Genomic DNA, 23,768 nt, shown 5'->3' on the forward strand with positions numbered 1-23,768 from the left:
CGAGAGGCGACCGCCATCCGCGCCCACCACCGACCGCCCCGACCGTGATTCCCCCGTCCGGTCGGGGCTCTTCTTCGTTCGTGGCCCGTCCGGGCTCGACGCCTCGATCTTGCGCAAAATCATCCATCAATTGCGTTCCTGTGTGTCTCGCTTCGGTCTGCGTGCAGCGTGGAAGCGGCGCAAGCCGCGCAAACCACTTGCGTCGAAATCTCGTTGCTTCGAGGCCCGTTGACAAACAGGAGAACCGCTAGAAATCTGTTGACGCAGTTTCCGCAAAAAATCGACTGTCCTGCTCAATTGGCGTGCATGGATGGTGCTCGCACCCCCTTCCCCCAATGGAACAGAGGACCCCATGAGATGGAGACCCCTCGGCAGACGGCGGCTGACCGGCGCCGTCATAGCCGGGCTCATGACGTTCGGGCCGGCACAGCTGTCCCTCGCCCCCACCGTCCAGGCCGCGCCCGCGCGAACGGCGGCCGCCGACGTCAACCTCGCGCTCGGCCGCCCTGCCACGGCAGGCGGCTCGCACGGCGCCCATCCGGCCGGGAACACCACCGACGGAGCCCAGGCGTCCTACTGGGAGGGCCCCGCCGGCTCGTTCCCGCAGTGGGTGCAGGTCGACCTCGGCGCGGCTCGCACCGTCGACCGGGTGGTGCTCAAGCTGCCGGCGAGCTGGGAGAGCCGCAACCAGACGCTCTCCCTCCAGGGCAGCACCGACGGCTCCACCTTCCGCACGCTCTCCGCCTCCGCCGGACGGGCGTTCGACCCGGCGCGGGCCAACACCGTCGCCGTCGACCTCGCGTCCCCCTCCGAAGCCCGGTACGTCCGCGTCCACGCCACCGGCAACACCGGCTGGAACGCCGCGCAACTGTCCGAGCTGGAGGTGTACGGCGAGGACGGCGGCAGCGAGCCGCCGCCCACCGGCACCAACCTGGCCCGCAACAAGCCGGCCGAGGCCACCTCGTCCGTGCACACCTACGTCGCGGCCAACGCCACCGACGACTCCACCTCCACCTACTGGGAAGCAGCCGGCCACCCCGCGGACCTCACCGTCAAGCTCGGCGCCGACGCGGACGTCAGCGCCGTGGTGGTCAAGCTCAACCCGGACCAGGTGTGGTCGGCCCGGACACAAGGCATCCAGGTCCTCGGCCGGGCGCAGTCCGCGAGCGGCTTCACCACGTTGCGCGACCGCGCCGACTACGCCTTCAGCCCGGCCACCGGCAACTCCGTGACCATCCCGGTCAGCGGCCGCGCCGCCGACGTGCGGCTCAGGTTCTTCTCCAACACCGGTGCGCCCGGCGGCCAGGTGGCCGAGTTCCAGGTCGTCGGCACCGCCGCGCCCGCGCCCGACCTGACGGTCACCGCCCTGGACTGGTCGCCCGCCGCCCCCTCCGAGCGGGACCCGGTCACCGTGAACGCCACGGTCCACAATGCCGGCACCGCGCGATCGGCCGCGACGACCGCCGACGTGAGCGTGGAGGGCACGGTCGCGGGCAGCGCCGCCGTACCCGCGCTCGATCCGGGGGCCTCCGCGAAGGTCGCCGTCTCCACCGGCACCCGCGCGGCCGGCAGCTACGCGGTCTCCGCGGTGGCCGACCCGCGCGACACGATCGCCGAGCTGGACGACACCAACAACAGCCGTACCGCCGCCGACCGGCTGGTCGTCGCCCGGGCCCCCGGTCCGGACCTGGAGGTGCGCTCCATCACCACCAACCCGGCCCACCCGGCCGTGGGTGCGCCCGTGTCCTTCACGGTCGCCGTGCACAACCGCGGTACGACCGCCGCTCCGGCTGGCTCGGTGACCCGGATCCAGGCCGGCACCACCACGCTGAACGGTACGACCGTCCAGGTCGCGCCCGATGCCACGGTCAACGTGGCGATCGAGGGCACCTGGACGGCGACGGGCGGCGGCGCCACCCTCACCGCCACCGCGGACGCCACCGGCGTCGTCACCGAGACCAACGAGGACAACAACGTCCTCGCCAAGCCGATCGTCGTCGGACGCGGCGCCGCCGTGCCCTACACCGAGTACGAGGCGGAGGACGGTCGTTACCAGGGCACCCTGCTCACCACCGACACCAAGCGGACCTTCGGGCACACCAACTTCGGCACCGAGTCCTCCGGCCGAAAGTCGGTCCGACTCGACTCCACCGGCCAGTACGTCGAATTCACCTCCACGACGCCCGCCAACTCCATCGTGGTGCGCAACTCCGTCCCCGACGCCCCCGGCGGCGGGGGAACGGAGGCCACGATCAGCCTCTACGCCGACGGCACCTTCGTACGGAAGCTGACCCTGTCGTCCAAGCACAGCTGGCTGTACGGGAACACCGACGACCCCGAAGGACTCACCAACCGGCCCGGCGGCGACGCCCGGCGGCTCTTCGACGAGTCCCACGCGCTGCTGTCCCAGACCTTCCCCCAGGGCACCAAGTTCCGCCTGCAGCGCGACGCCGGCGACTCGGCCGCCTTCTACGTCATCGATCTGGTCGACCTGGAGCAGGTCGCGCCACCGGCCGCCAAACCGGCGAACTGCACCTCGATCACCGAGTACGGGGCCGTACCGGGCGACGGACTCGACGACACCGACGCCATCCAGCGCGCCGTCACCGCCGACCAGAACGGCCAGATCTCCTGCGTGTGGATCCCGGCCGGGCAGTGGCGCCAGGAGCAGAAGATCCTCACCGACGACCCCCAGAACCGCGGGCAGTTCAACCAGGTCGGCATCCGGGACGTCACCGTCCGCGGGGCCGGCATGTGGCACTCCCAGCTCTACACCCTGACCCCGCCGCACGAGGCCGGCGGCATCAACCATCCGCACGAGGGCAACTTCGGCTTCGACATCGACCACAACACCCAGATCTCCGACATCGCCATCTTCGGCTCGGGCACCATCCGCGGCGGGGACGGCAACCACGAGGGCGGCGTCGGTCTCAACGGACGCTTCGGCAAGAACACGAAGATCACCAACGTGTGGATCGAGCACGCCAACGTCGGCGTCTGGGCCGGCCGCGACTACGCGAACATCCCCGAGCTGTGGGGCCCCGGCGACGGGCTGGAGTTCACCGGCGTGCGGATCCGGAACACCTACGCCGACGGCATCAACTTCGCCAATGGCACCCGCAACTCCACGGTCCACAACTCCTCCTTCCGCAACACCGGCGACGACTCCCTCGCGGTGTGGGCCAGCAAGTACGTGAAGGACACCGCCGTGGACGTCGGCCACGACAACCACTTCCGCAACAACACGATCCAGCTGCCGTGGCGCGCCAACGGAATCGCGGTGTACGGGGGTTACGGCAACACCATCGAGAACAACGTCATATCCGACACGATGAACTACCCCGGCATCATGCTCGCCACCGACCACGACCCGCTGCCCTTCTCCGGCCAGACCCTGATCGCGGGCAACGCCCTGCACCGGACGGGCGGCGCGTTCTGGGCCGAGGCGCAGGAGTTCGGAGCCATCACCCTGTTCGCCCAGGGACAGGACATCCCGGGCGTGACCATCCGGGACACCGAGATCCACGACTCGACGTACGACGGCATCCAGTTCAAGACCGGCGGCGGCGCGATGCCGGGCGTGAAGATCAGCGACGTCCGCATCGACAAGTCCAACAACGGCTCCGGCATCCTCGCGATGAGCGGCGCCCGCGGCAGCGCCACCCTGACGAACGTCACGATCACCGGCTCGGCCCAGGGCGACGTGCTGATCGAACCGGGCTCCCAGTTCACCATCAGCGGCGCACCCGTCGGATCGGCCGCCACCCGCAAGGGCGGCTGAGCGCACATCAGGTCAGCGGTGCTGCCGGCGGTCCGGTCCCGGTCAGCCGGCAGCACCCGTCAACCCGGTGGGGACAGGCGCATCGTCGCGCAGGCGCTCGGCGTTGAGCTCCTCGACCGCGCCGAGCGCGTCGCCGATCGTGGCGTAGTCCACCGCGACGAAGTTGACGGGGCTGCCGCGCCGCCGCTCGCAGTCGTGGGCCCGTTCCAGCACCCTCTGCCGGGAGTTGACCGTACCGGCCTCCAGCCGTCGTCCGCCGCCGGCCGTGACGAAGTGGTTGAGGAGGAACAGGCGCTTGTCCGTGCCGCCCCGGTTCGGCAGGCAGGTCATCTCGTCGGGGCTGCGGACGGCGAAGGGCGTCTCCATGCCGTAACGGTAGAAGTTCCGGTACCACGGGACGGGCCCGTCCGCCTTCTCCGCGAAGACCACCAGACGCCGGCCGCTGTCGATCATGTCCTTGAGCTTCGGCCACGGGCGGTCCGGATCCGTGTCCGGCCGGTGGAGCAGGTCGGCGAGCCCGGCCTGCTCGAAGGCGCTGCGGGTCGCCGCGGCGTCGACGCCGTCCTGCACGATCAGGGTGACGACCTCCGTGGGGTTGGCGCGCAGCCAGTCGCCGATCTGCCGCAGCGTGGGCGCCAGTTCCAGGGCACCTGCGCCGCAGACGGAGTGGCACAGCCACAGGCCCGGGTGCGGCGGGTTCAGCCGCTGCAGGATCCGGGTGAGCCGGCGGCGCAGTTCCGGGGTGAACTCCGAGCTGCCCAGTCGGTCCGCGACCTGCTCGGGCCGCTCCCAGCGGTGCGTGTCGAGGAGCAGCGCGCGCACCCCGGCGTCGAGCTGGCCGACGATGTCCGGGTCCTGGAGGGGGCCGATGAACCGGTCCGCCGTCGTGGCCATCGCGTTGTGCGCCGCGAGCTGGGCGATCTCGTCGTAGCGGGCGTCGCACAGCTCGGGACTGCCCTGGCAGATGCGCGGGGACGGGCCGGTCAGCGCCACCGGGGCCAGCATCGTGCCGACGACCGCGCACGCCGTCACGACGAAGGTCAGGGCCGGGCCGTGACGCGGATCGGTGAGGTCGGGCACCCTGGGCCCGGTCTGCCGGACCCAGGCGACGGTGATCAGCAGGGCGCCGGCCGCGAGGAGGATCACGGCGACGACGGTGGCGGTGCTCAGCAGCCGGTCCACGGCGGTGGCCTGGATGTCGTCGAGGAGCCGCGCGGCCGACGGAGGCCACGACGGGGGCGGCACGAAGAGCGAGGTACCCGGCGTGAGGCGGAGGACGAACACCGCAAGTGCCGTCAGCGACGCGGCGGCGGCCAGGACCCAGCCCAGCGGCATCAGCCGGCGCATGGTGGGTGACGGGGTGGACAACCACAGCAAGGAGAGCGCGGCGGCGCACAGGACGGCGGCCAGGGGCTCCACCACCTCCTGGAAGAGCCGGGTGACGGAGCGCGCGCGATGCACGGGCGCCCACACGTCGCGCGAGGTGTCGAGGTCGACGGTGATGACCCATGTGCCCCGCTCCGCCTCCCGCATCAGCTCCGCGGCGGCCGCCCGGACCCGCTCCGACAGGGCGACCGGCGCGACCGCGGCCAGCGCCGAGCCCACGTCGCCCCGTTCGAGCGCGGCTTCCACCGTGGGTCCGAGGCCGGAGCGCGCGGCGCGGGGCACCAGCCGCAGCAGCGCGTCCGTGGCCGCGACCGCCTGGGCGTGGGAGAGCGGCAGCGACGGCAGACCTTCGAGCGGAGCCTCCCCCGCGACCAATCGGGCGGCGATGTCGGACAGGCGCTGCACGAAGGCCTGGAAGTCGGGCTCGGAGCGCTGCTGCAGGGCGGCCACGGCATCGCCGAAGTAGGCTCGGCTGAGCCGTTCGACGTTCGCGACGACGGGTTCGAGGTCGACCGTGACACGCAGGACGTCGCGATCGCCCTCCAGGTAGTGGATCACCTCGGCGATCTGCCGGTCGCCCAGTGCCCGCAACGTCTCCGGCGGGACCACGACCTTGAGGTTCGACGTGATGGTGGACTGCGGAACGGGCAGCCGGTCCAGCAGCTCCCGGGCCGGCGGCGTACTGCGCGGGTCGACCAGCACCTCGTCGTAGAACCGCTGATAGGCCCGTTCGTCCTCCAGCACCCGTCCGTAGAACTCCGGATCGAGCACGGTGCTGCGCACGACGGCGGCCGTGGCCAGGACGGTCAGGCTGAGCACGGCGACGCTCCAGGCCACCACCTGGACCCACGCCGAGCGAGGAACCGGTCCGTGCATGGCCCCCATTGTCCTGTGCCGCCGGTCGCCCGCCGAGCGGCACGCGCGAGGGGCGGTGGGGAAGCAACCGAACGCCGGCCGGCGTCCGTCGCCCCCACCGCCCCCGGGCCCTGGCGCGTGCGGTGGACGTACTCCGGGTCAGACGGCCGGGGCCGGGTACGTCGGGTACTCCACCCCGGAGACGTGCTGGACGACACGGACGACCTGGCAGGAGTAGCCGAACTCGTTGTCGTACCACAGGTAGAGGATCGCGTTGTCGCCCTCCACCTTGAGGGCGCCGGCGTCGACGATCGAGGCGTGGCGCGAGCCGATGAAGTCGCTGGAGACCGCGTCGGGGGCGCTGATGAAGTCGATCTGGCGCTTGAGCGGCGAGGTCAGCGACACCTCGCGGAGGTGGTCGAGGACCTCCTCGCGGGTGGTCTCGCGGGCGAGCTGCAGGTTGAGGATGGCGATGGAGACGTCCGGCACCGGCACGCGGATCGAGCTTCCGGTGATCTTCGCCTTGAGGTCGGGCAGGGCCTTGGCGACGGCGGAGGCGGCACCGGTCTCGGTGATGACCATGTTCAGCGGCGCGGAACGGCCGCGGCGGTCGGACTTGTGGTAATTGTCCAGCAGGTTCTGGTCGTTGGTGAACGAGTGGACGGTCTCCACGTGACCGCGCAGCACCCCGTACTCGTCCGCCATGGCCTTCAGCGGCGGGACGATCGCGTTGGTGGTGCAGGACGCGCAGGACAGGATCTGCTCGTCCGGCTTGATGGTGTCGTGGTTGACGCCGTGGACGATGTTGGGGACGTCGCCCTTGCCCGGCGCGGTCAGGACGACCTTGTCGATGCCCGGGCGCAGGTGCTTGGACAGGCCCTCGCGGTCGCGCCACTTGCCGGTGTTGTCGATGAGGATCGCGTTCTTGATGCCGTACGCCGTGTAGTCGACCTGCGTCGGGTCGTCGGCGTAGATCACCCGGATCGCGTTGCCGTTGGCGAGGATCGTGCTGTTGTCCTCGTCGACCGTGATGGTGCCCTGGAACTGGCCGTGCACCGAGTCACGGCGCAGCAGCGAGGCCCGCTTGACGATGTCTTCGGCGGCCCGCTCGCCCCCGCCGCGAACGACGATGGCGCGCAGCCGCAGGCCGTTGCCCGACCCGGACTTCTCGATGAGCAGGCGGGCGACGAGCCGGCCGATGCGGCCGAAGCCGTACAGCACGACGTCGCGCGGCTCACGGCGGTCGATCTTGTTCGCACCCGTGGCCCCGGCGACGGCCTCGGCGGTGAACTCCGCCACCGTCAGCCCGCGGTCGTCGTCCTTGTAGGTCGCGGCGAGCATGCCGATGTCGATCTGCGACGGGCCGAGGTCGAGCGTGGTCAGGGCCTGCAGGAAGGGCAGCGTCTCGGTGACCGACAGCTCCGCGCCGGCGATCTGCCGGGCGAACCGGTGGGTCTTCAGGATGCTGACCACCGACTTGTTCACCAGGGAGCGGCTGTGCAGCAGGACGGTGACGTCCCGCTCCCGGTGCAGCTTCCCGATCATCGGGATCATCGACTCCGCGATCTCCTCGCGGTTCTTCCAGTTGGTGAACGAGTCGTCGTTGACAGTCACGTCTCTATCTTTCGAGCTAGGCGGCGCTCATATGCTAACCCGACCGACCGCGGTGATCGATCAAGTGGGCGGGACTGTGATCAATTGCGCAGCCGGCCGGTCCCGCGGGCCGGTGCGGCGAGCCAGGCGAGCGCGGCCACCGTCAGTGCCCGCACACCGGTGTCCAGCGTGGGCTGCAGGACGGGGGCGAAGGCCGGGCTGTGGTTGTGCGGCACCTCCTCCTGGACCGTCCCTTCCCGCTCCGCGGCGGCGTACAGCTGCGGATCGGTGCCGCCGATGCCCCAGTAGGTGTACGGCACGCCGAACGCCGCCGGGATCTCGCTCATGTCCTCGCTGGCCGTCTGGAGGTCGGCCGTGTGCGCGTCCGCGCCGAAGTGACCGGCGAAGGTGTCGGCCACGGTCGCGGTGACGTCCGCGTCGTTGACCGTGGGCGGGAACGACATCAGGTGCTCGATCTTCGGCTCTGCCGGGGCTCCGGACGCCTGGGCCTCGGCACGGACGATCCGTTCGACCGCGGCGAGCACCCGCTCGCGCACGGCGGGATCGTACGTACGGACGTTCAGCTGCAGGACCGCGTGGTCGGGGATGATGTTCGGGCCGGTGCCCGCCTGGATGCTGCCGACGGTCACCACCACGGGCGTGGTGGCGGCGGTCTCCCGCGAGACGACCGTCTGGAGCCGTACCACGCACATCGCCGCCATGACCACCGGGTCGACGGCGGCCTGCGGCGCCGAGCCGTGGCCGCCGCGGCCGTAGAGGGTGACGCGCAGGTTGTCCGCGGCGGACAGGAAGGCGCCGGGCCGGGTGCCGACGTAGCCGGCCGGATACGGCAGCACGTGCTGGGCGAGGACCACGTCCGGCCGGGGCACCTTCCGGGCCAGACCGTCGTCGACCATCGCCCGGGCGCCGTCGCCGTTCTCCTCGGACGGCTGGAAGAGGACCACCAGCGTGCCGCGCCAGGCTTCGGTGGCCGCCGCCATGAGCCGGGCGAAGCCGACCATGCAGGCCACGTGCACATCGTGCCCGCAGGCGTGCATGACCGGCCGCTCCGCGCCCTCGCCGTCGGTCGCCGTCACCGCGGACGCGTACGGCAGGCCGGTCGCCTCCCGCACCGGCAGGGCGTCCATGTCCGCGCGCAGCATCACCGTGGGCCCGGTCCCGCGCCTGAGCACGCCGGTCACGCCCGTGCCCCCGATGCCCGTCGTCACCTCGTACCCGAAGCCCCGCAGGGCCTCGGCCGCCTTCCCGGCCGTACGGTGCTCCCGGAGGCCGAGCTCCGGGTGGGCGTGCAGGTCCCGGTACAGGTCCTCCACGTCGGACCGGATGCCGTCCAGCCCGGCCAGCACGGCGTCCACAGCGGCCCCAGCGGTCATGGCGATGCCTTCTCTCCGTAGTGCTGCGCGGCGGTCCCTCGCTCGACGATCGGGCCCCGCGTCAGCGAAACACCTCCCCCGACGCGCTGCAACCGCCCCTCGGCGCGGGCAGCGGGGGCTTGATCGAAGGAGCCGGTCGGCCAAAGCCGGTGCCATGCACTCGACCCGGGTGTCCTGGCACGTGAACGCTCCGCGCGCGGCCGTGCACCGCGCCCTGGTCGACGCGGACGCCGTCGCGGCACGGCGTGCGCCGGAGGGCGTGACCGCCCAGGTGCACGCCTTCGACGCCGGTGAGGGCGGATCGTTCCGCGTCTCGCTCACCTACGACCTGCCGACCGGGCCCGGCAAGTCGGCTCCGCACACCGACACCTACCACGGGCACTTCGCGCGGCTCGTGCCAGGCGAGCGAGTGGTGGAGGTGCTCGAGTTCGGGACGCGGACCCGGCGCTGCGCGGCACGATGACGTCGACGACCACGCTGACCGACGCGGACGGCGGGACGGACGTCGTCGTGGAGCATGACGGGATCCCCGACGCGGTGCCCGCCGCGGACGACGAGACGGGCACGCGCATGTCCCTGGCGGAACCGGCCGCGCTGGTGGGGGCCGACGGGCGCCCCGCGAGGAGCCGGCCGGTTCAGCGCGCGGCGTCCCAGGTGTGGGCGACGTCCACCACCACGTGGCCGTCCAGCGTCAGCACCCGGAACGGCAGCCGGGCGCGCACGCCGAGCCCGACCTGCGTCTCGCCCTCGAAGCTGCCGGCGAACCGGGTGTCCCTGAAGGTGCGGTACCCGGCGAGGTCCACACCCGGCAGCGGCCGGCCCACCCGCCCGGGATACGTGGGGGAGCCGGTCTCCGGCCGGTAGCCGGGCGCGGCGACCCGCACCTCCAGCACGGCCCCGCCGGCGACCGGGACCGGGCGGCCCGAGCCGTCCTGATGGAGCCGGTCGACGTACCGGACGGTGTGACCGAGCCGGCCGGCACGCGCGCCGGGCACGTCGACGACCATCCGGTCGAAACACGTGTGACGGCCGGTCCTGACGTTCTTCACCGGGGTCGTCGTCGCCGTCGCCCGGGTCTTGTCCAGGCTGCCCCAGCCGCCCGGGCACTGCGTGGTCCGGGCCGCGGTGCCGGCCGGGGCGGCGTCCGCCGCGACCGTCGCCGTCAGGGCGGTGCTCGCGAGCACCACCGCCACCCATGCCGTTCTGCTTCGTCGCATCGCGTCCCCCTGGGATGTACATGTTCCGGTATTGACGGAGACAAGTCGATTGACCGAAAGGTTGCGGTCCTGACGGAGATGCACCCCTGCGGGGGCGGACCGGAAGCCGCCGCAGCCGCCCGCGTCGAACAGGATTGCCCCCGGGACGATCGGGTACGCGAGGCAGGACCGCGCCCCCGCCGATCAGGTCCGGGCGGGCCGCACGACCGCTGCTACCAGGGAACCTGCCATGGATACACCCGCGAACGAGAACCCCGTCACGCCCGCCCAGCGGGCTCTGGACGCGCTCGCCGAGAACACCGAGAACACGGCTGCGTTCGACACGCTCGCGAGCAGCGACGTGCTCGTCCCGGTGCCCGACGACGCGAGCGACCAGGACGCCGCCGACCCCGCGATGCTGGCACTGCCGGTACTGGAACAGCAGGGCGGCCGACAGGTCGTCCCCGTGTTCACCTCGGAGCTGGAGATGGCCGACCTGTTGCCGTTCGTCTCCCGCTACCGTGTGGTGCCGCTCGGTGCCCTCGCCGCGCAGTGGCCGGCCGACGACCTGTCGCTGTCCATCGACGCCGGCTCGGAGCACCGCCTCACGCTCACCTCGGACGGCGTACGCACCTTGCTGGCCCGGCCGTAGGGCCCGTCCGCGGGGCGGGCCCCCGGGTTCGGGATCAGACCTCTTCGTCGCCCAGCATGCGGGCCAGCACGGCCCGCTGCAGCGGCAGCACCTCGGCGTGCAGGTCGCGGCCGCGGCGGGTCAGGGCGACCCAGACGCCGCGCCGGTCCTCCACGCAGACGGACCGCTCCACCAGGCCGTCCTTCTCCAGCCGGGCGATGAGCCGGGACAGCGCGCTCTGGCTGAGGTGGACGCGGCCGACCAGGTTCTGCACCCGGCACTGGTCGCCCTCCTCGGGCGCCGCGGTCGCGAGGATGTCCAGCACCTCGAAGTCGCTCGCACCCAGGCCGTGCGGGTGCAGTACGCGGTCGATCTCGCACATCGTCCGCGCGTGCACCGCGAGAATGCCGCGCCACCGTTCCTCGAGCCGCGTGCCGGCCGCCTTCACTGCCATACCTGCACGGTAACACCGAAACGGTCTTTCATTGAGCGTGCAACTAGTGCGTCCACGGGCGTCTGCGGCACCCGCGCCCCTCATGTCGACTGCCGCCGCACCCGCTCCGTCGGCAGGATCACCGCCGCCGGGTCCTCGCCGCCGATCTGGGCCAGCAGCACCCGGACCATCTCGGCACCGATGCGGTCCCACGGCTGCCCGACGGTCGTCAGCTCGGGGCTCACGGCGACCGCGGCGGGGGAGTCGTCGAACCCGTTGACCGCCACGTCCTCCGGCACCCGCCGCCCCGCCCGCCGCAGTGCCGCCGGCACACCCTGCGCCTTGAGGTCGGAGGCGACGAACACCGCATCCACGTCCGGGGCCCGGGCGAGCGGCCGGTCCGCGCCCGCCTCGCCGTCGGCCCGGCTGTAGTCGCCGGAGACGATGTGCCGCTCGTCGATCCCGACTCCGGCCTCGGTGAGCACCTCCCGGTAGCCGGCCAGGCGCTCGACACCGCCCGGGGTGTCCGGCGGACCGGTGACCACGCCGACCCGTCGGCGCCCCAGCGACAGCAGGTGCCGCACCATGTCCCGGGCGCCGTCCCGGTCGTCCGCCGCCACGTAGCTCACCTTCGAGCCGAGCCCGATCGGCTTGCCGCACGCCACCAGCGGCACCCCCGCGGTGCGCAGTACCTCGGCCGTGAGCGCGCCGACGCCTGCTACGAGGCGCTCTACGACCGCCACCTCACGGTCGACTTCGCCCACCCGGAAGCCGACTTGTGGGCCCGTCCACCTTGTCGTCGTCCCCGCGCTGTACCTGATGACGGAGGCCGCCGGGAACGACCTCGCGGAGTACGTCGAGAGCGGCGGCACCCTCGTCGTGTCGTACTTCTCCGGCATCGTCGACGAGCACGACGCCGCGCACGAGGGCGCCTACCCCGGTGTGCTCAGGGACGTGCTCGGCCTCACCGTCGAGGAGTTCCCACCCTTGCTGGCGGACGAGCGGGTGCGCGTCACCGGCCCGGACGGCTCCGCACTGACCGGCGACGTGTGCACGGAGTTCGTCGTGCCCCGGGGCGCCGAGCCGGTGTGGACGTACGCCGACGGCCCGGCCGCGGGCCGGCCGGCCGTCACCCGCCACCGCCTCGGCGAGGGCACCGCCTGGTACGTCTCCACCCGCCTCGGCCCCGAGGGCCTGGACGCGCTCCTCGGCCGGGCGGCGCAGGACGCGCGCATCGCCCCGCGCGCCGACCTGCCCAGGGACGTCGAAGTGGTGCGCCGCGCAGGCGAGTCGGGCACCTTCCTGTTCGCGATCAACCACAACTCCTCGGACCCCAGGTGCCGCTGGAGGCGCAGGGCACCGAGTTGCTGACCGGGGAACGTGCCGCGGGCCTCCTCGCGGTCCCGGCGGGAGCCGTCCGGGTCGTCCGGCTCGACGGCTGAGCCGCGACTCCCCTCCGCCCGTGCGAGCGCACGAGCCGCGGGCGGAGGGGCCGTCCCTCCCTCGTACCGCCCCTGCCCGGCACACCGCGCGGCACGGCGATCCGGTACCGGACAAGGGCCGCGGAGTCCGGGACAGCCGGGCCCCGGCTGCGGGACAGTTGGGGGGCAGGTACGGGGACATCCCGGGGAAGGGAGGGCGGGATGCTGAGGACTCCCGTGGGCGGAACGCGTCTGGACATCCTGGAGTGGCTGAAGGACCCCGGCGTCCACTTCCCGCGAGCGCGCCGCGCCGACGTCGCCGCACAGGGTGTCGGCGCCGATCTCGTCGCCGCGAAGCTGGGCGTGCCCCGACGGGTGGCGCTGACCCACCTCGAACTGCTCGTGGACCTCGGCCTGCTCCGCACCAGCAGGATCCGCCGCCGGACGTACTACCGGCGCGACGAGGTGAGGATCGCCGAGGTCGCCCGGATGTTCGAGAAGGGCTGGTAGGCGCCGGCGTGACCGGGGCCCGTCCCGGCGTTAACCTGGCCTCCGGCCGCGGTCACCGCCGCGGCACGGCGGTGGGGCCCGCCGTACCCCGGCCGCGGCACAGCCGCCGCCGACGGTCCCTACGTGCGAACGGGGGCACCTGCTGCCCGGCGAGCAGGAGACGAACCGGCCATGACAGCGCCAGAGACCACCCGGAATCCCGGCGTCCGTCGGGCCGCGCGGCGGCGGCCCGACTGGCGTGGCCAGGCACCCGTCGTGGCGGTCGTGGCGCTCGGCGGAGCCGTCGGCGCCTCCGCCCGGTACGGGGCCTCCCTGTGGTGGCCCACGCCGACCGGCGGATTCCCCTGGACGACCTTCTGGGTCAACGCCGCCGGCTGTGCCGTCATCGGCGTGCTGATGGTGGTCGTCACCGAGCTGCGGGCCGGCCACCGCCTGTTGCGGCCCTTCTTCGGCACCGGGGTGCTCGGCGGCTTCACCACCTTCTCGACGTACGCCGTCGACAGCCGGCAGCTGTTCGCCGCGGGCCACGCCCGTACGGGCCTGGCCTACCTCGCCGCCACCCCGCTCGCGGCGCTCGCGGCGGTGTGGCTCTCCGCGTGGGCGGCCCGCGGCGTCCTGACACGGAGGCAGCCATGACGAGGCCGACCCGCAGCGCCCTGCGCATGACCGTCCTCATCGGCGAGAACGACACCTGGCACCACCGGCCCCTGTACTCGGAGATCGTCCACCGGGCCCACGCGGCGGGCCTCGCGGGCGCGAGCGTCTTCCACGGCATCGAGGGGTTCGGCGCCTCGTCCCTGGTCCACACCGCCCGGCTGCTGTCCCTGAGCGAGAACCTGCCGGTGGCCGTCGTGATCGTCGACACGGAGGAGCGCGTACGGGCCTTCCTGCCGCAGCTCGACGGACTCGTCACCGAGGGTCTGTTGGTCCTCGACGACTGCGAGGTCGTCCGGTACGCCGGGCGGGCGGCGGAACCCGGCGCCCAGGAGGGGGAGAAGCCGTCGTGAACTGGCTGCTGGTCGTCGCGGGCGCCATGGTCGGCGCCCCGCTCCGCTATCTCACCGACCGCGCGGTGCAGTCGCGGCACGACTCCGTCTTCCCCTGGGGCACCTTCGTCGTGAACGTCGTCGGCTGCCTGGTCCTCGGGCTGCTGACCGGCGCGGCGGTGGCGGGAGCCGCCGGCTCCCGCCTCCAACTGCTGCTCGGCACCGGCCTGTGCGGCGCCCTGACGACGTACTCGACCTTCTCGTACGAGACCTTGCGGCTGGCCGAGACGGGCGCCCGCCTCCACGCCGCCGCGAACGTGGTGGCGAGCGTGGCGGCCGGCCTGGGGGCGGCGTTCGCGGGTGTCACCCTGGCCGAGGCCCTCTGGGCGTGACACCACGCGCGCCTCAGCGGGCGTTGCGCAGCGGCTCCCCGACGCTCCGCAGGTGGCCGAGCGCCTCCCGGTGCGAGGCGAGCAGCCCGGTCTGGTGGTACGGAATGCCCAGTTCGGCACAGTACCGCTCGGTGATCTCCTGGGCCCTGCCGAGGGCCGGCGTCGGCATGCTGGGGAAGAGGTGGTGCTCGATCTGGTAGTTGAGCCCGCCCATGAAGGCGTCGATGAGCACACCGCCCCGGACGTTGCGCGAGGTGAGGACCTGACGGCGCAGGAAGTCGAGCCGTGTGCCCTCCTCGATCATCGGCATCCCCTTGTGGTTGGGGGCGAAGACCGATCCGAGGTAGATCCCGAACAGGCCCTGGTGCACGGCGATGAAGGCGAGCGCCTTGCCGGGCGACAGCACCGCGAACAGACCGCCGAAGTAGAGGACGAAATGGACGACGAGCAGCGTCCCCTCCAGCAGCGGCCGCTTCATCGACGGGCTGCGCAGCGCCTTGAAGCTGCTGAAACTGAGGTTGAGCCCTTCCAGGGTGAGCAGCGGAAAGAAAAGGGCAGCCTGGTGCTTTCCGATGAAGCGCGGAATTCCTTGAGCCTTGCTCGCCTGCCGGCGTGACCACACCAGGATGTCGGGGGCGACGTCCGGGTCCTTTCCCTCGTGATTGGGATTGGCGTGGTGGCGGGTGTGCTTGTTCATCCACCAGCCGTAGCTCATGCCGAGCAGCAGGTTGGCGACCAGCAGACCGCCGGCTTCACTGGGGCGCCGGCGGGAGAAGACCTGCCGGTGGGCCAGGTCGTGTGCCGCCAGGCCGAGCTGTCCGAAGACCACCGCCAGGGCGGCGGCGACGATCAGCTGCTGCCAGCTGTCCCCCAGTACGAGGAAGGCGGCGACACCTCCCCCGAGCGTGAGGGCCACGGAGGCGAAACGCACGGTGTAATAAAAAGGGCGGCGCCGGAGCAGCCCCGCCTCGGTCATGCGGCGGGACAGTTCGGAAAAGTCGCTTCCCCTTTCCCCTTCGCGTGTGGACGTGTTCTCCGTGAGCACCATTGGATTGGCCATGCGCTCAAGTATGTGAACGGTTTTCCGGCCGCAGAATGACGCCTGCCCCCGAAGGAGGGTGGAGCCAGCCCCACCGTCCCCCGACCGGCGCGCCCCACCCGCCGGGAGGGACAATGGCGATCATGAGTGCGCCGACGACCTTCCAGCCGATCCTGGAGCGCATCGCCGAGGACATCGAGCGGACCCCCGGCCGCGGCCGGCCCGCCGACTACATCCCGGCGCTCGCCGCCTGCGACCCGCGCCGCTTCGGCATGGCCGTCGCCGAACCGGACGGCACGGTGTACGGCGTGGGGGACTGGCGCGAGCCGTTCTCCACGCAGTCCATCACCAAGGTCTTCACCCTCGCCCTCGACCTGGCCCGCGAGGGCGACGCCCTCTGGGAGCACGTGGGCCGCGAGCCGTCCGGCAACCCGTTCAACTCCCTGGTGCAACTGGAGTACGAGAACGGCATCCCGCGCAACCCGTTCATCAACGCGGGCGCCCTCGTCGTCACCGACCGGCTGCACACCCGCACCGGTGACGCGGCCGGTGAACTGCTGGCCTTCCTGCGGGCGGAGAGCGGCAACCCGGACCTGACCTACGACGAGGAGGTCGCCGCCTCCGAGGCCGCGCACGGCGACCGGAACGCCGCCCTCGGCCACTTCATGGCGTCGTACAGCAACATCGACAACCCCGTTCCCGTCCTGCTGGAGCAGTACTTCCGGCAGTGCTCCGTCGCCGCGTCCTGCGCCGACCTCGCGCTGGCCACCGGGTTCCTGGCCCGGCACGGCATCCGCGCCGACGGCACCCGGCTGCTGACCCGCAGCCAGGCCAAGCAGGTCAACGCCGTGATGCTGACCTGCGGCACGTACGACGCGGCCGGCGACTTCGCCTACCGCGTCGGACTGCCGGGCAAGAGCGGCGTGGGCGGCGGCATCATCGCCGTCGTACCGGGCCGCTGCACGCTGTGCGTGTGGAGCCCCGGCCTGGACGAGCGGGGCAACTCGGTGGCCGGCGTGGCGGCCCTGGACCGCTTCACGACGCTGACCGGACTGTCGGTGTTCTGAGCCGGGGCGGCCGGCCCCGCGGGGACCGGTCCCCGCGGACGTTCCCTCCTCGCTCACACGGCGGCCACACGCAGGCCGCCGGCCGGAAGGCGGCGCGTCGGTTTCCGGCCACCCGGCACCGGCATGCTGACCACGTGGTGTCCGCCCCGCCTTCCGTCGACCTCCGCCGCTGCCGGGCCATCGGCCTGGCCGGCACCGCCTGTCTCGCCGTCGGCGGCGAGACCGCCGGCGCCCTGCCCGTGCGGGAACTGTTCCCTCCCGCCTCCGCACCGGCCACCCTCGGCCTGGTCGCCGTGTACTTCGGTGTCGTGCTGCTCATCGCCGCCTGGGTGCTGCTGGGCCGCCGGCTGCGCGGGCCGGAGCCGCCGACCCCCCGCGCCCTGCTGCTCGTCCTCGCCGTCTGGTCGGCGCCCCTGCTGCTCGCGCCGCCGCTGTTCAGCCGCGACGTCTACAGCTACCTCGCCCAGGGCGCCATGGCCGACGCCGAGATCGACGTGTACACGCAAGGCCCGGCCCGGCTCGGCGGCCCGCTCGCGGCCGAGGTCGCCCCGCTGTGGCAGCACACCGGCGCTCCGTACGGTCCCGTGTTCATCGGTGTCGCCGCCGCCCTGTCCGGGCTCACCCGCGGCGAACTCCCCGCCGGTCTCGTCGGGATGCGCCTCGTCGCGCTGGCCGGGGTGGCGCTCATGGCGGTGGCACTGCCCCGCCTGGCCCGCGCCAGCGGCGCCGACCCGGCCGCCGCCCTGTGGCTCGGCGCCCTCAACCCGCTGGTGCTGCTGCATCTGGTCGCGGGAGCCCACAACGACGCCGTCATGCTCGGGCTGCTCGGCATGGGCCTGGTCGCCGCCCTGGGCCGGTGGCCGGCGGCGGCCGCCGTGCTCGTCACCCTCGCCGCACTGGTCAAGGCACCTGCCGTGCTCGGGCTGGCCGCGGTCGTCGTGCTCCAGGTCCGCGCGGGACGCCGCCCGGCAGGGGCCGTCCTGGCCACCGCCCTCACGGCGCTGGCCACGACCGTCGCCGCCACGGCCGTCACCGGCACGGGATACGGCTGGACCGCCACCCTCAACACCCCCGTGTCGACCGGGAACTGGGCCCTGACCAGCCTCCTCGGCCGGGCCAGCCGCACCCTCCTGGAGCATCTCGGCAGCGACCTCGCACGGCTGGCGGTCCCGGCCTGGCACGCTCTCGGTGTCGTGGCCGCCGTCGTCGCCGTGCTGGTGATCTGGCTGCGGCTGCGCCCGCACCCGGTGTACGCGGTCGGTCTGAGCCTGGCCGCGGTGGCCGCCCTCGGCCCGGCGATACGCCCCTGGTACGCGCTGTGGGGCCTGTTCCTCATCGCCGCCGCCGCGCCCAGCACCGCCGTACGGCACCGCACGGCCGCCGTGACCGGCGTACTCGCGCTCGTCACCCTGCCGGGCGGCGGCCCGGTGGACTCGGGGCAACTAGCGTCCGCGGTCTGTGGCGGTGTGCTCGCCCTGGTCGTGCTCTGGCAGGCACACCAGGTCCGCCACGCCCGGCCGGCCCCTGCGCCGGGAGGAGCGGCGTGAGGCAGCCCCGCACCGACCGCGGCCGGCTGCTGCTGGTCCTCGTCCTCGCCGCCGCCGTGACCGTCTTCACCGCGACGGTGCCGCTGCTGCGGGACTGGTTCGACCTGCGCGTCTACCACGGAGCAGTGCACCACTGGGTCCACGACGGCGGGCGGCTGTACGACTACCGGGTGCCCGGCACGGCGTACGGCTTCACCTACCCGCCGTTCGCGGCGCTCGCCATGCTGCCGATGGCCCTGCTCGGCCTGGGCGCCGCCGTCGCCGTCACCCTGGTGCTGAACCTGGCGGCCCTGACGCTCGTCCTGCGGATCCTCGTGGGGCCGGCCCGGCGGCGCCTCGGCTGGTACGGCTGCGCCCTGGGCGCCTGTTCGCTGGCCCTGTTCGAACCCCTGCGCGACACCGTCAGCTTCGGCCAGGTGAACGTGCTGCTGCTGGCCCTCGTCCTGACCGACGGGTGGCTGCTGGCCACCGGCCGGGGCCGGTGGGCGGGGGTCGGGATCGGCCTCGCGGCCGCGGTCAAGCTCACGCCGGCGCTGTTCATCGTCCTGTTGCTGCTGGCCCGGCGGTGGCGTGCGGCCGGTGTGGCGACAGCCGTCGCCGCCGGGGCGAGCGCGCTCACGGCCTGGGCGGCCCCGGACGCCTCGCGCTTCTACTGGACGGAGGCGATGTGGGACACGAACCGCATCGGCCGCCTCGCCTACGTCTCCAACCAGTCCCTGCAGGGCGTGCTGGCCCGGCTGGACCAGCCGGACCGCGCGGTGTGGGCGACCGTGGCCGTGCTGGTGCTGTGCGTGTGGGCGTGGCGGGCGCGGCGGGCGGTGGCCGCGCGGGACTGGACGGCGGCCTTCGCTCTCACGGGACTGGCCGCCTGCCTGGTCAGTCCGATCACCTGGGTGCACCACCTGGTGTGGCTGCTGCCGTCCTTCGCCGTCCTGGTCCGCGCCGGGCACCCGCGCGTCGCGGGCGCCCTGTACGCGGTGCTGTGCACCAGCGTGGTGTGGCTGTGGACCGACGATCCCTCGGGCCTCGACGGCTTCCTCGGCGCCAACGCCTACGCCTGGATCACTCTCGGCCTGCTGCTGGGGCTGCCGACGGGTCAATCCCGCTCCGCGCGGCGGAGCGTGAGCCGCAGGACCAGGGCGGTGACGCCGGCGCCGAGCCCGGCGGCACCCACGATCGCCCCCGTCTCCGGCCATCCCGGACCGCCCTGAGACGGCCTCGCCGCCGCGCTCGCCGTCGCGGGTACGGCCTGCGGACCCGGTCGCGGCCGGGTCCGCCCGGCGTCGAGGGAGCCGACCGGGTCGACCCGACCGGCCGCCTCGAAGCCCCAGTCGAGCAGCGCGCGGGCCTCCTCGTACACGAGGGGGCCTCCGCCCGCCTGCGGATTCATCACGGTCACCACGAGGGTGCGCCCGTCCCTGCGGGCTGCGGCGACCAGGGTGTTGCCGGCGTTGCTGGTGTAGCCGTTCTTGATGCCGATCAGCCCCGGGTACGGGTCGACACCGTCCGCACCGGTCAGCAGCCGGTTGGTGTTCCGGATCCCGTACGTGCCCCCGTCGCGACCGGGGAACACCGCGTCGATCGTGGCGCAGTACCGCGCGAAGTCGGGGTTGCGCAGCCCCGCGCGGCCGAACACCGCCAGGTCGAACGCCGACGACACCTGACCCGGGGCGTCGTAGCCGTCGGGGGACCGCACCTGCGTGTCGCGGGCCCCGAGCTCCCGGGCCTCGGCCTGCATCCGGGCGGCCGTGGCGTCCCAGCCGCCGGTGAGGGCGGCCAGCACGTGGACGGCGTCGTTGCCGGAGTTGAGGAAGACGCCGTTCCACAGATCGGAGACCCGGTAGCTGAGTCCCTCGACGACGCCGACCAGGCTGCTGCCGGGACCGACGCCGGACAGTTCGCCGGCACTCACCTCGTGGCGGACGCCCCCCGGGAGGACCGGGAGCACGGTGAGGGCGAACAGGGTCTTCAGGGTGCTGGCGGGCGGCAGCTTGCGGTGCGCGTCGTGCGCGGCCAGCACCTCGCCGGTGCGGGCATCGGCCACCACCCAGGACAGGGCCGAGACATCGGGAACCTCCGGCGCCCCGGGGTGGAGCCGGACCTGTGTGCCGGAGCGGTACAGCAAGGACGGATGCGGCGCGGTCGCCCGTGGCCCGCCGGGCGGACCGGGGTCCGGCCGTCCCGTACGGGCCGCCGTGGCGGCGGGCGCGAGCGCCAGCAGGCCCGCCGTGCAGAACACACAGGTGGACAGGGCCGCCCGGGATGAGAATCCGATAGTCATACTGCAAACCTAGGAACGTGCCCCGGCAACGCCGGGCTGCCCGGGCCGAGCCGCGTCCGTGAGCACCCGGATGCCGTATGCGGTGCCGGCGGTCCGTCGGACGGCGATCGGTCAGTCGGCGGGCAGCGTCGGCTGGATCCGCCGCAGGAACGTGGCGTTGTCCGGTGTCCGGCGCATGCGCTCCAGCAGCGTCTCCACCGCGGACCGGTCGTCCCGGGACTGCAGGGCACGCCGCAGCCCGCGCACGGCGGTGGACTCGGCGGCGGACAGCAGCAGTTCCTCGCGGCGGGTGCCGGAGGCGGTGAGGTCCACGGCCGGGAAGACCCGCCGCGAGGCGAGCTCGCGGCTCAGGCGCAGCTCCATGTTGCCGGTGCTCTTCAGCTCCTCGAAGTAGAAGTCGTCGGCACGCGAGCCGGTCTCCACCAGGGCGGTGGCGAGGATGGTGAGCGAGCCGCCCTCCTCGGCCTGCCGGGCCGCGCCGAAAAGGCGTTTCGGCCCGAGCAGCGCACCGGCGTCGACACCTCCGCTGAGGGTCCGACCGCCCGAGGAGGCGGCGTTGTTGTGCGCCCGGCACAGCCGGGTGAGGGAGTCGAGGAGCACGACGACGTCCTCGCCCGCCTCGACGAGCCGCTTGGCCCGCTCGATCACCAGCTCGGCGAGGGCGATGTGCTGCGCCGGCGCCCGGTCGAAGGTCGAGGCGTACACCTCGCCGCGTACGGAGCGCCGCATGTCGGTGACCTCCTCGGGTCGTTCGTCGAGCAGCACCACCATCAGCCGGGAGTCGGGGTGGTTGCCGGCGACGGCGGCGGCGATCTGCTGGAGGAGGACGGTCTTGCCGGTCTTCGGGGGAGCCACGATCAGCCCGCGCTGGCCCTTGCCGACCGGGGAGATCAGATCGGTGACGCGGCCGGTGAGGCCGGCCGCCGGGTGTTCCAGCCGCAGGCGCTCGTACGGATGCAGGGGTGTCAGGTCCCTGAAGTGCCGGCGGCCGCGCAGCCGGTCGGGTGTGCGGCCGTCGACCCGGACGACGTCCGTCGTCCGCCGGTCGCCGCGCACGGCTTCGACCAGATCTCCCTTGCGCAGGCCGTACCGGCGGATCAGCGTGGGGGACAGAGGAAGGTCGGACGGTTCCGGAAGGAGACCCTCCGTGCGCAGGTGGCCCTTCCCGCCCGCGTCGATGTCGAGGACACCGGTGGCGATCTCGGCCGGGGACTGGTGCAGGGGAGGGTGCTCGAGTGTGATGGTCATGGTGGTCGGTCCTCTCGGGGACGCGGGCATGGGACATGCGGAAGGAAGGGGAGAAGCCGTGCGAGGCGGTCGTACGACCGGGCCTGAGGACGGCGGGGAACAGCACCTCGGGTACGGCAGGAAGACCTTGCTCACGAGGTTGTGCCGGGAAGCGGACCGCGCCGGTCGATCAAGGACGGGCGGATCGGCGAACCGAAGGGGAAACAGCACCGGCGCCCGGAACGAGGGCGCAGACAGGTACTGTCCGCACTGTACCACCGAGGGCGGTGGTGTGGCGGTGGGGCGGGACGTTCGGCTTCGTCGCACCCTGCTCAACGCAGTCGGTGCCGCGTCTGTTCCGTCCCGTGGTGCGCGGGTGCTCGCGGTGCTGAAGCGGCGCGCTCCTCTAGGCTGACACGATGTTCAGCCCCGAAGGCCCCAGTCTGCGCGAACTCGCCGTCCAGGCGCTGTCGTCGGTCGAGCGCGGCTACGACCTGCTCGCCCCGAAGTTCGACCACACCCCGTACCGGACGCCGGAATCGGTGCTGGACGCCGTGGCCGCCGCTCTGGCGCCGCTGGGGCCGTTCGGCGCGGGGCTGGACCTGTGCTGCGGCACGGGCGCGGGCGTGGACGTGCTGGCCCGGGTGTGCCGGGACAGCGTGACGGGGCTCGACTTCAGCGCGGGCATGCTGGCGGTCGCGCGCGAGCGCACCCGGCCCCCGGGGCCGGCGGTGTCCTGGGTGCGCGCGGACGCCCGTGCCCTGCCGTTCGGGCCCGCCTTCGACCTCACGGTGAGCTTCGGTGCGTTCGGGCACTTCCTGCCCCGCGAGCTGCCGGGCCTGTTCGCGCAGGTGTACTCGGTGCTGCGCCCGGGCGGCTGCTTCGCCTTCCCCGTCGTCGCACCGCCGCGCCCCGGTTCCGCGGGGTACTGGGCGCTGCTCGGCTTCGACGCGGCCATGCGGGTGCGCAACGCGCTGTGGCGGCCCCCGTTCGTCATGTACTACCGGACGTTCCGGCTCGGGCACGTGGGCCGGGAGCTGGCGCGCGCCGGGTTCCGGGTGGAGCTGCACGCCCTGCCGGGGTTCGGCCGCCGGCCCGACGGCAGTCCGCGGGTCCGGCTGGTCGTGGCGCGCAGACCGGCCCGGGCCCTGTCCGGCGGAGACGGGCTCAGGCCGCCGCCGGCAGGGTGAACTCGTAGACCAGCGCTTCCTGCTGGGCGTCGACGAGGAGGTCGGTGATCTCCAGAGGACGTGCGTACTGGTCGTGCACCCGGCGGGTCACCCGTACCGTCGGGGCACCCGCGAGCCGGGTGATCGAGTCGCGGTGATGCAGCGTCAGACCCGCGCTGGGCATCCAGTCGTAGGCCCGCCGCAGCTGCGCCGCCGCGCCGCCGCGGGCGCGGTCGCGGTACCGGGCCAGCTCCTCGACCTCGGCGAGCGCCACGGCGGAGAACGACGTCACAGCCGAGCGCCGGCCCCGCCCGTCGGCGGTGGCGGACTCGTAGCGGTGCACCAGCGTCGGCCGGTGCGGCGCGAGGCCCAGCGCCTCGGCGTGCTCCGGCGGCGGGGCCTCCCAGGTGACCGTGGCCCGGTCGACGGCGCCCGGGACCGCCGCCCGCGCACCGACCGGGAAGGTGAGCGACGACGGCCTGCGGGCGGGCGGGCCCGTCAGGGTGGCGTGGCTGCCCCGCCGGTCGGTGGTGATCAGGCCGTCCCGGCGCAGGACCTCCAGCGCCTGCCGTACGGTCTCCCGGCTGACCCCGAAGTGCTCCGCCAGCCGGCGCTCGCCCGGCAGCCGCCCGCCCGGCGGCACGGTGCCGTCGGCCAGCTCGCCGAGGAGCTCCACGGCGATCCGTGAGTACAAGGGCTGTGCGAGCGGGTGGTGGTGCGGGGTGGTGCGGGCCATGCCGCCCCTCCTGTCGGTGACGTTCGGCAGCCATGCGGGCTCGGTGCGTCACCAGGACTATCATTGGTCTAAACCAGTTGGGAAGACCGGTCCGCCGGATCGGCCGAAACCGGCCCCGCACACC

The 23,768-nt window shown here is 73.1% G+C and carries 19 protein-coding genes and 3 pseudogenes; 12 read left to right on the forward strand and 10 right to left on the reverse strand.

Going from position 1 to position 23,768, the window contains the following annotated elements:
- Nucleotides 1-352: 352 nt before the first annotated feature.
- Nucleotides 353-3,781: a CARDB domain-containing protein gene (locus tag IE260_RS16320; protein WP_189872430.1), complete on the forward strand. Its 3,429-nt coding sequence runs from the start codon at nucleotides 353-355 to the stop codon at nucleotides 3,779-3,781.
- 42 nt (nucleotides 3,782-3,823) lie between these two features.
- Here IE260_RS16320 and IE260_RS16325 read toward each other — a convergent pair whose 3' ends face one another.
- The 3 genes from IE260_RS16325 to IE260_RS16335 all read right to left on the reverse strand — a co-directional run bounded on the left by IE260_RS16325 (nucleotide 3,824) and on the right by IE260_RS16335 (nucleotide 9,009).
- Nucleotides 3,824-6,043, reverse strand: coding sequence for a PI-PLC domain-containing protein (locus IE260_RS16325; RefSeq protein ID WP_189872432.1), 2,220 nt, complete (start codon nucleotides 6,041-6,043; stop codon nucleotides 3,824-3,826).
- Nucleotides 6,044-6,181: 138 nt separating this feature from the next.
- Nucleotides 6,182-7,636 carry a glyceraldehyde-3-phosphate dehydrogenase gene (locus tag IE260_RS16330; RefSeq protein ID WP_189872434.1) on the reverse strand — a complete coding sequence of 485 codons (1,455 nt, stop codon included), beginning with the start codon at nucleotides 7,634-7,636 and terminating at the stop codon, nucleotides 6,182-6,184.
- A gap of 80 nt (nucleotides 7,637-7,716) precedes the next feature.
- Nucleotides 7,717-9,009 carry an amidohydrolase gene (locus IE260_RS16335; protein ID WP_189872436.1) on the reverse strand — a complete coding sequence of 431 codons (1,293 nt, stop codon included), beginning with the start codon at nucleotides 9,007-9,009 and terminating at the stop codon, nucleotides 7,717-7,719.
- 154 nt (nucleotides 9,010-9,163) lie between these two features.
- Here IE260_RS16335 and IE260_RS16340 point away from each other — a divergent pair.
- A pseudogene (locus tag IE260_RS16340) lies at nucleotides 9,164-9,609 on the forward strand (SRPBCC domain-containing protein); the annotation flags it as partial.
- Between the two features lie 35 nt (nucleotides 9,610-9,644).
- Here IE260_RS16340 and IE260_RS16345 read toward each other — a convergent pair.
- Complete coding sequence (locus IE260_RS16345) at nucleotides 9,645-10,226, reverse strand: AMIN-like domain-containing (lipo)protein (RefSeq protein WP_189872437.1); 582 nt, start codon at nucleotides 10,224-10,226, stop codon at nucleotides 9,645-9,647.
- Between the two features lie 229 nt (nucleotides 10,227-10,455).
- Here IE260_RS16345 and IE260_RS16350 point away from each other — a divergent pair, with 229 nt between their 5' ends.
- Nucleotides 10,456-10,857, forward strand: coding sequence for an SseB family protein (locus tag IE260_RS16350; protein WP_189872439.1), 402 nt, complete (start codon nucleotides 10,456-10,458; stop codon nucleotides 10,855-10,857).
- Nucleotides 10,858-10,891: 34 nt separating this feature from the next.
- Here IE260_RS16350 and IE260_RS16355 read toward each other — a convergent pair whose 3' ends face one another.
- Both IE260_RS16355 and IE260_RS16360 read right to left on the reverse strand, forming a co-directional pair.
- On the reverse strand, nucleotides 10,892-11,290 hold the full coding sequence (locus IE260_RS16355) for a MarR family winged helix-turn-helix transcriptional regulator (RefSeq protein ID WP_189872441.1): 399 nt from the start codon (nucleotides 11,288-11,290) through the stop codon (nucleotides 10,892-10,894).
- 80 nt (nucleotides 11,291-11,370) lie between these two features.
- Nucleotides 11,371-11,967: pseudogene (locus tag IE260_RS16360) on the reverse strand (LacI family DNA-binding transcriptional regulator); the annotation flags it as partial.
- Between IE260_RS16360 and IE260_RS16365 the strand changes: the two are divergent.
- The 5 genes and pseudogenes from IE260_RS16365 to crcB all read left to right on the forward strand — a co-directional run.
- A pseudogene (locus IE260_RS16365) lies at nucleotides 11,968-12,711 on the forward strand (beta-galactosidase trimerization domain-containing protein); the annotation flags it as partial.
- Between the two features lie 201 nt (nucleotides 12,712-12,912).
- Entirely contained in the window at nucleotides 12,913-13,200 is a 288-nt protein-coding gene (locus IE260_RS16370; protein ID WP_189872443.1) for an ArsR family transcriptional regulator, read from the forward strand.
- A 171-nt stretch (nucleotides 13,201-13,371) separates the two neighbouring features.
- Entirely contained in the window at nucleotides 13,372-13,836 is a 465-nt protein-coding gene (locus IE260_RS16375; protein WP_189872445.1) for a fluoride efflux transporter FluC, read from the forward strand.
- Nucleotides 13,833-14,207, forward strand: coding sequence for a DUF190 domain-containing protein (locus IE260_RS16380; RefSeq protein ID WP_189872447.1), 375 nt, complete (start codon nucleotides 13,833-13,835; stop codon nucleotides 14,205-14,207). Before IE260_RS16375 ends, IE260_RS16380 begins: the two co-directional genes overlap by 4 nt.
- The gene (crcB, locus tag IE260_RS16385; RefSeq protein ID WP_189872449.1) at nucleotides 14,204-14,578 is read left to right on the forward strand and encodes a fluoride efflux transporter CrcB; all 375 of its coding nucleotides are present in this window, start codon (nucleotides 14,204-14,206) and stop codon (nucleotides 14,576-14,578) included. Before IE260_RS16380 ends, crcB begins: the two co-directional genes overlap by 4 nt.
- A gap of 13 nt (nucleotides 14,579-14,591) precedes the next feature.
- Here crcB and IE260_RS16390 read toward each other — a convergent pair whose 3' ends face one another.
- Nucleotides 14,592-15,638: a fatty acid desaturase family protein gene (locus IE260_RS16390; RefSeq protein WP_189872452.1), complete on the reverse strand. Its 1,047-nt coding sequence runs from the start codon at nucleotides 15,636-15,638 to the stop codon at nucleotides 14,592-14,594.
- A 113-nt stretch (nucleotides 15,639-15,751) separates the two neighbouring features.
- On the opposite strand from IE260_RS16390, the gene IE260_RS16395 reads away from it, so the two are divergent.
- From IE260_RS16395 to IE260_RS16405, 3 genes are read left to right on the forward strand one after another with little or no spacing between them, the layout of a single operon-like run.
- Nucleotides 15,752-16,684, forward strand: coding sequence for a glutaminase (locus IE260_RS16395; RefSeq protein ID WP_189872454.1), 933 nt, complete (start codon nucleotides 15,752-15,754; stop codon nucleotides 16,682-16,684).
- On the forward strand, nucleotides 16,591-18,231 hold the full coding sequence (gene mptB, locus IE260_RS16400; RefSeq protein WP_229880807.1) for a polyprenol phosphomannose-dependent alpha 1,6 mannosyltransferase MptB: 1,641 nt from the start codon (nucleotides 16,591-16,593) through the stop codon (nucleotides 18,229-18,231). The genes IE260_RS16395 and mptB overlap by 94 nt, the downstream gene beginning before the upstream one ends.
- Complete coding sequence (locus IE260_RS16405) at nucleotides 18,228-19,442, forward strand: glycosyltransferase 87 family protein (protein ID WP_229880810.1); 1,215 nt, start codon at nucleotides 18,228-18,230, stop codon at nucleotides 19,440-19,442. Before mptB ends, IE260_RS16405 begins: the two co-directional genes overlap by 4 nt.
- Here the strand turns inward: IE260_RS16405 and IE260_RS16410 are convergent.
- Nucleotides 19,328-20,512 carry a D-alanyl-D-alanine carboxypeptidase family protein gene (locus IE260_RS16410; protein ID WP_189872456.1) on the reverse strand — a complete coding sequence of 395 codons (1,185 nt, stop codon included), beginning with the start codon at nucleotides 20,510-20,512 and terminating at the stop codon, nucleotides 19,328-19,330. The two genes, IE260_RS16405 and IE260_RS16410, sit on opposite strands and share 115 nt — an antisense overlap.
- 111 nt (nucleotides 20,513-20,623) lie before the next feature.
- Nucleotides 20,624-21,760: a transcription termination factor Rho gene (rho, locus tag IE260_RS16415; RefSeq protein WP_189872458.1), complete on the reverse strand. Its 1,137-nt coding sequence runs from the start codon at nucleotides 21,758-21,760 to the stop codon at nucleotides 20,624-20,626.
- 398 nt (nucleotides 21,761-22,158) lie between these two features.
- Between rho and IE260_RS16420 the strand changes: the two genes are divergently transcribed.
- Complete coding sequence (locus IE260_RS16420; RefSeq protein ID WP_189872460.1) at nucleotides 22,159-22,929, forward strand: class I SAM-dependent methyltransferase; 771 nt, start codon at nucleotides 22,159-22,161, stop codon at nucleotides 22,927-22,929.
- Here IE260_RS16420 and IE260_RS16425 read toward each other — a convergent pair.
- Nucleotides 22,907-23,644, reverse strand: a complete 738-nt coding sequence (locus IE260_RS16425) for a GntR family transcriptional regulator (protein ID WP_189872462.1) — start codon at nucleotides 23,642-23,644, stop codon at nucleotides 22,907-22,909. The two genes, IE260_RS16420 and IE260_RS16425, sit on opposite strands and share 23 nt — an antisense overlap.
- Between the last annotated feature and the right edge of the window lie 124 nt (nucleotides 23,645-23,768).

It is taken from the genome of Streptomyces viridiviolaceus (assembly GCF_014650995.1).
Lineage (GTDB): Bacteria > Actinomycetota > Actinomycetes > Streptomycetales > Streptomycetaceae > Streptomyces > Streptomyces viridiviolaceus.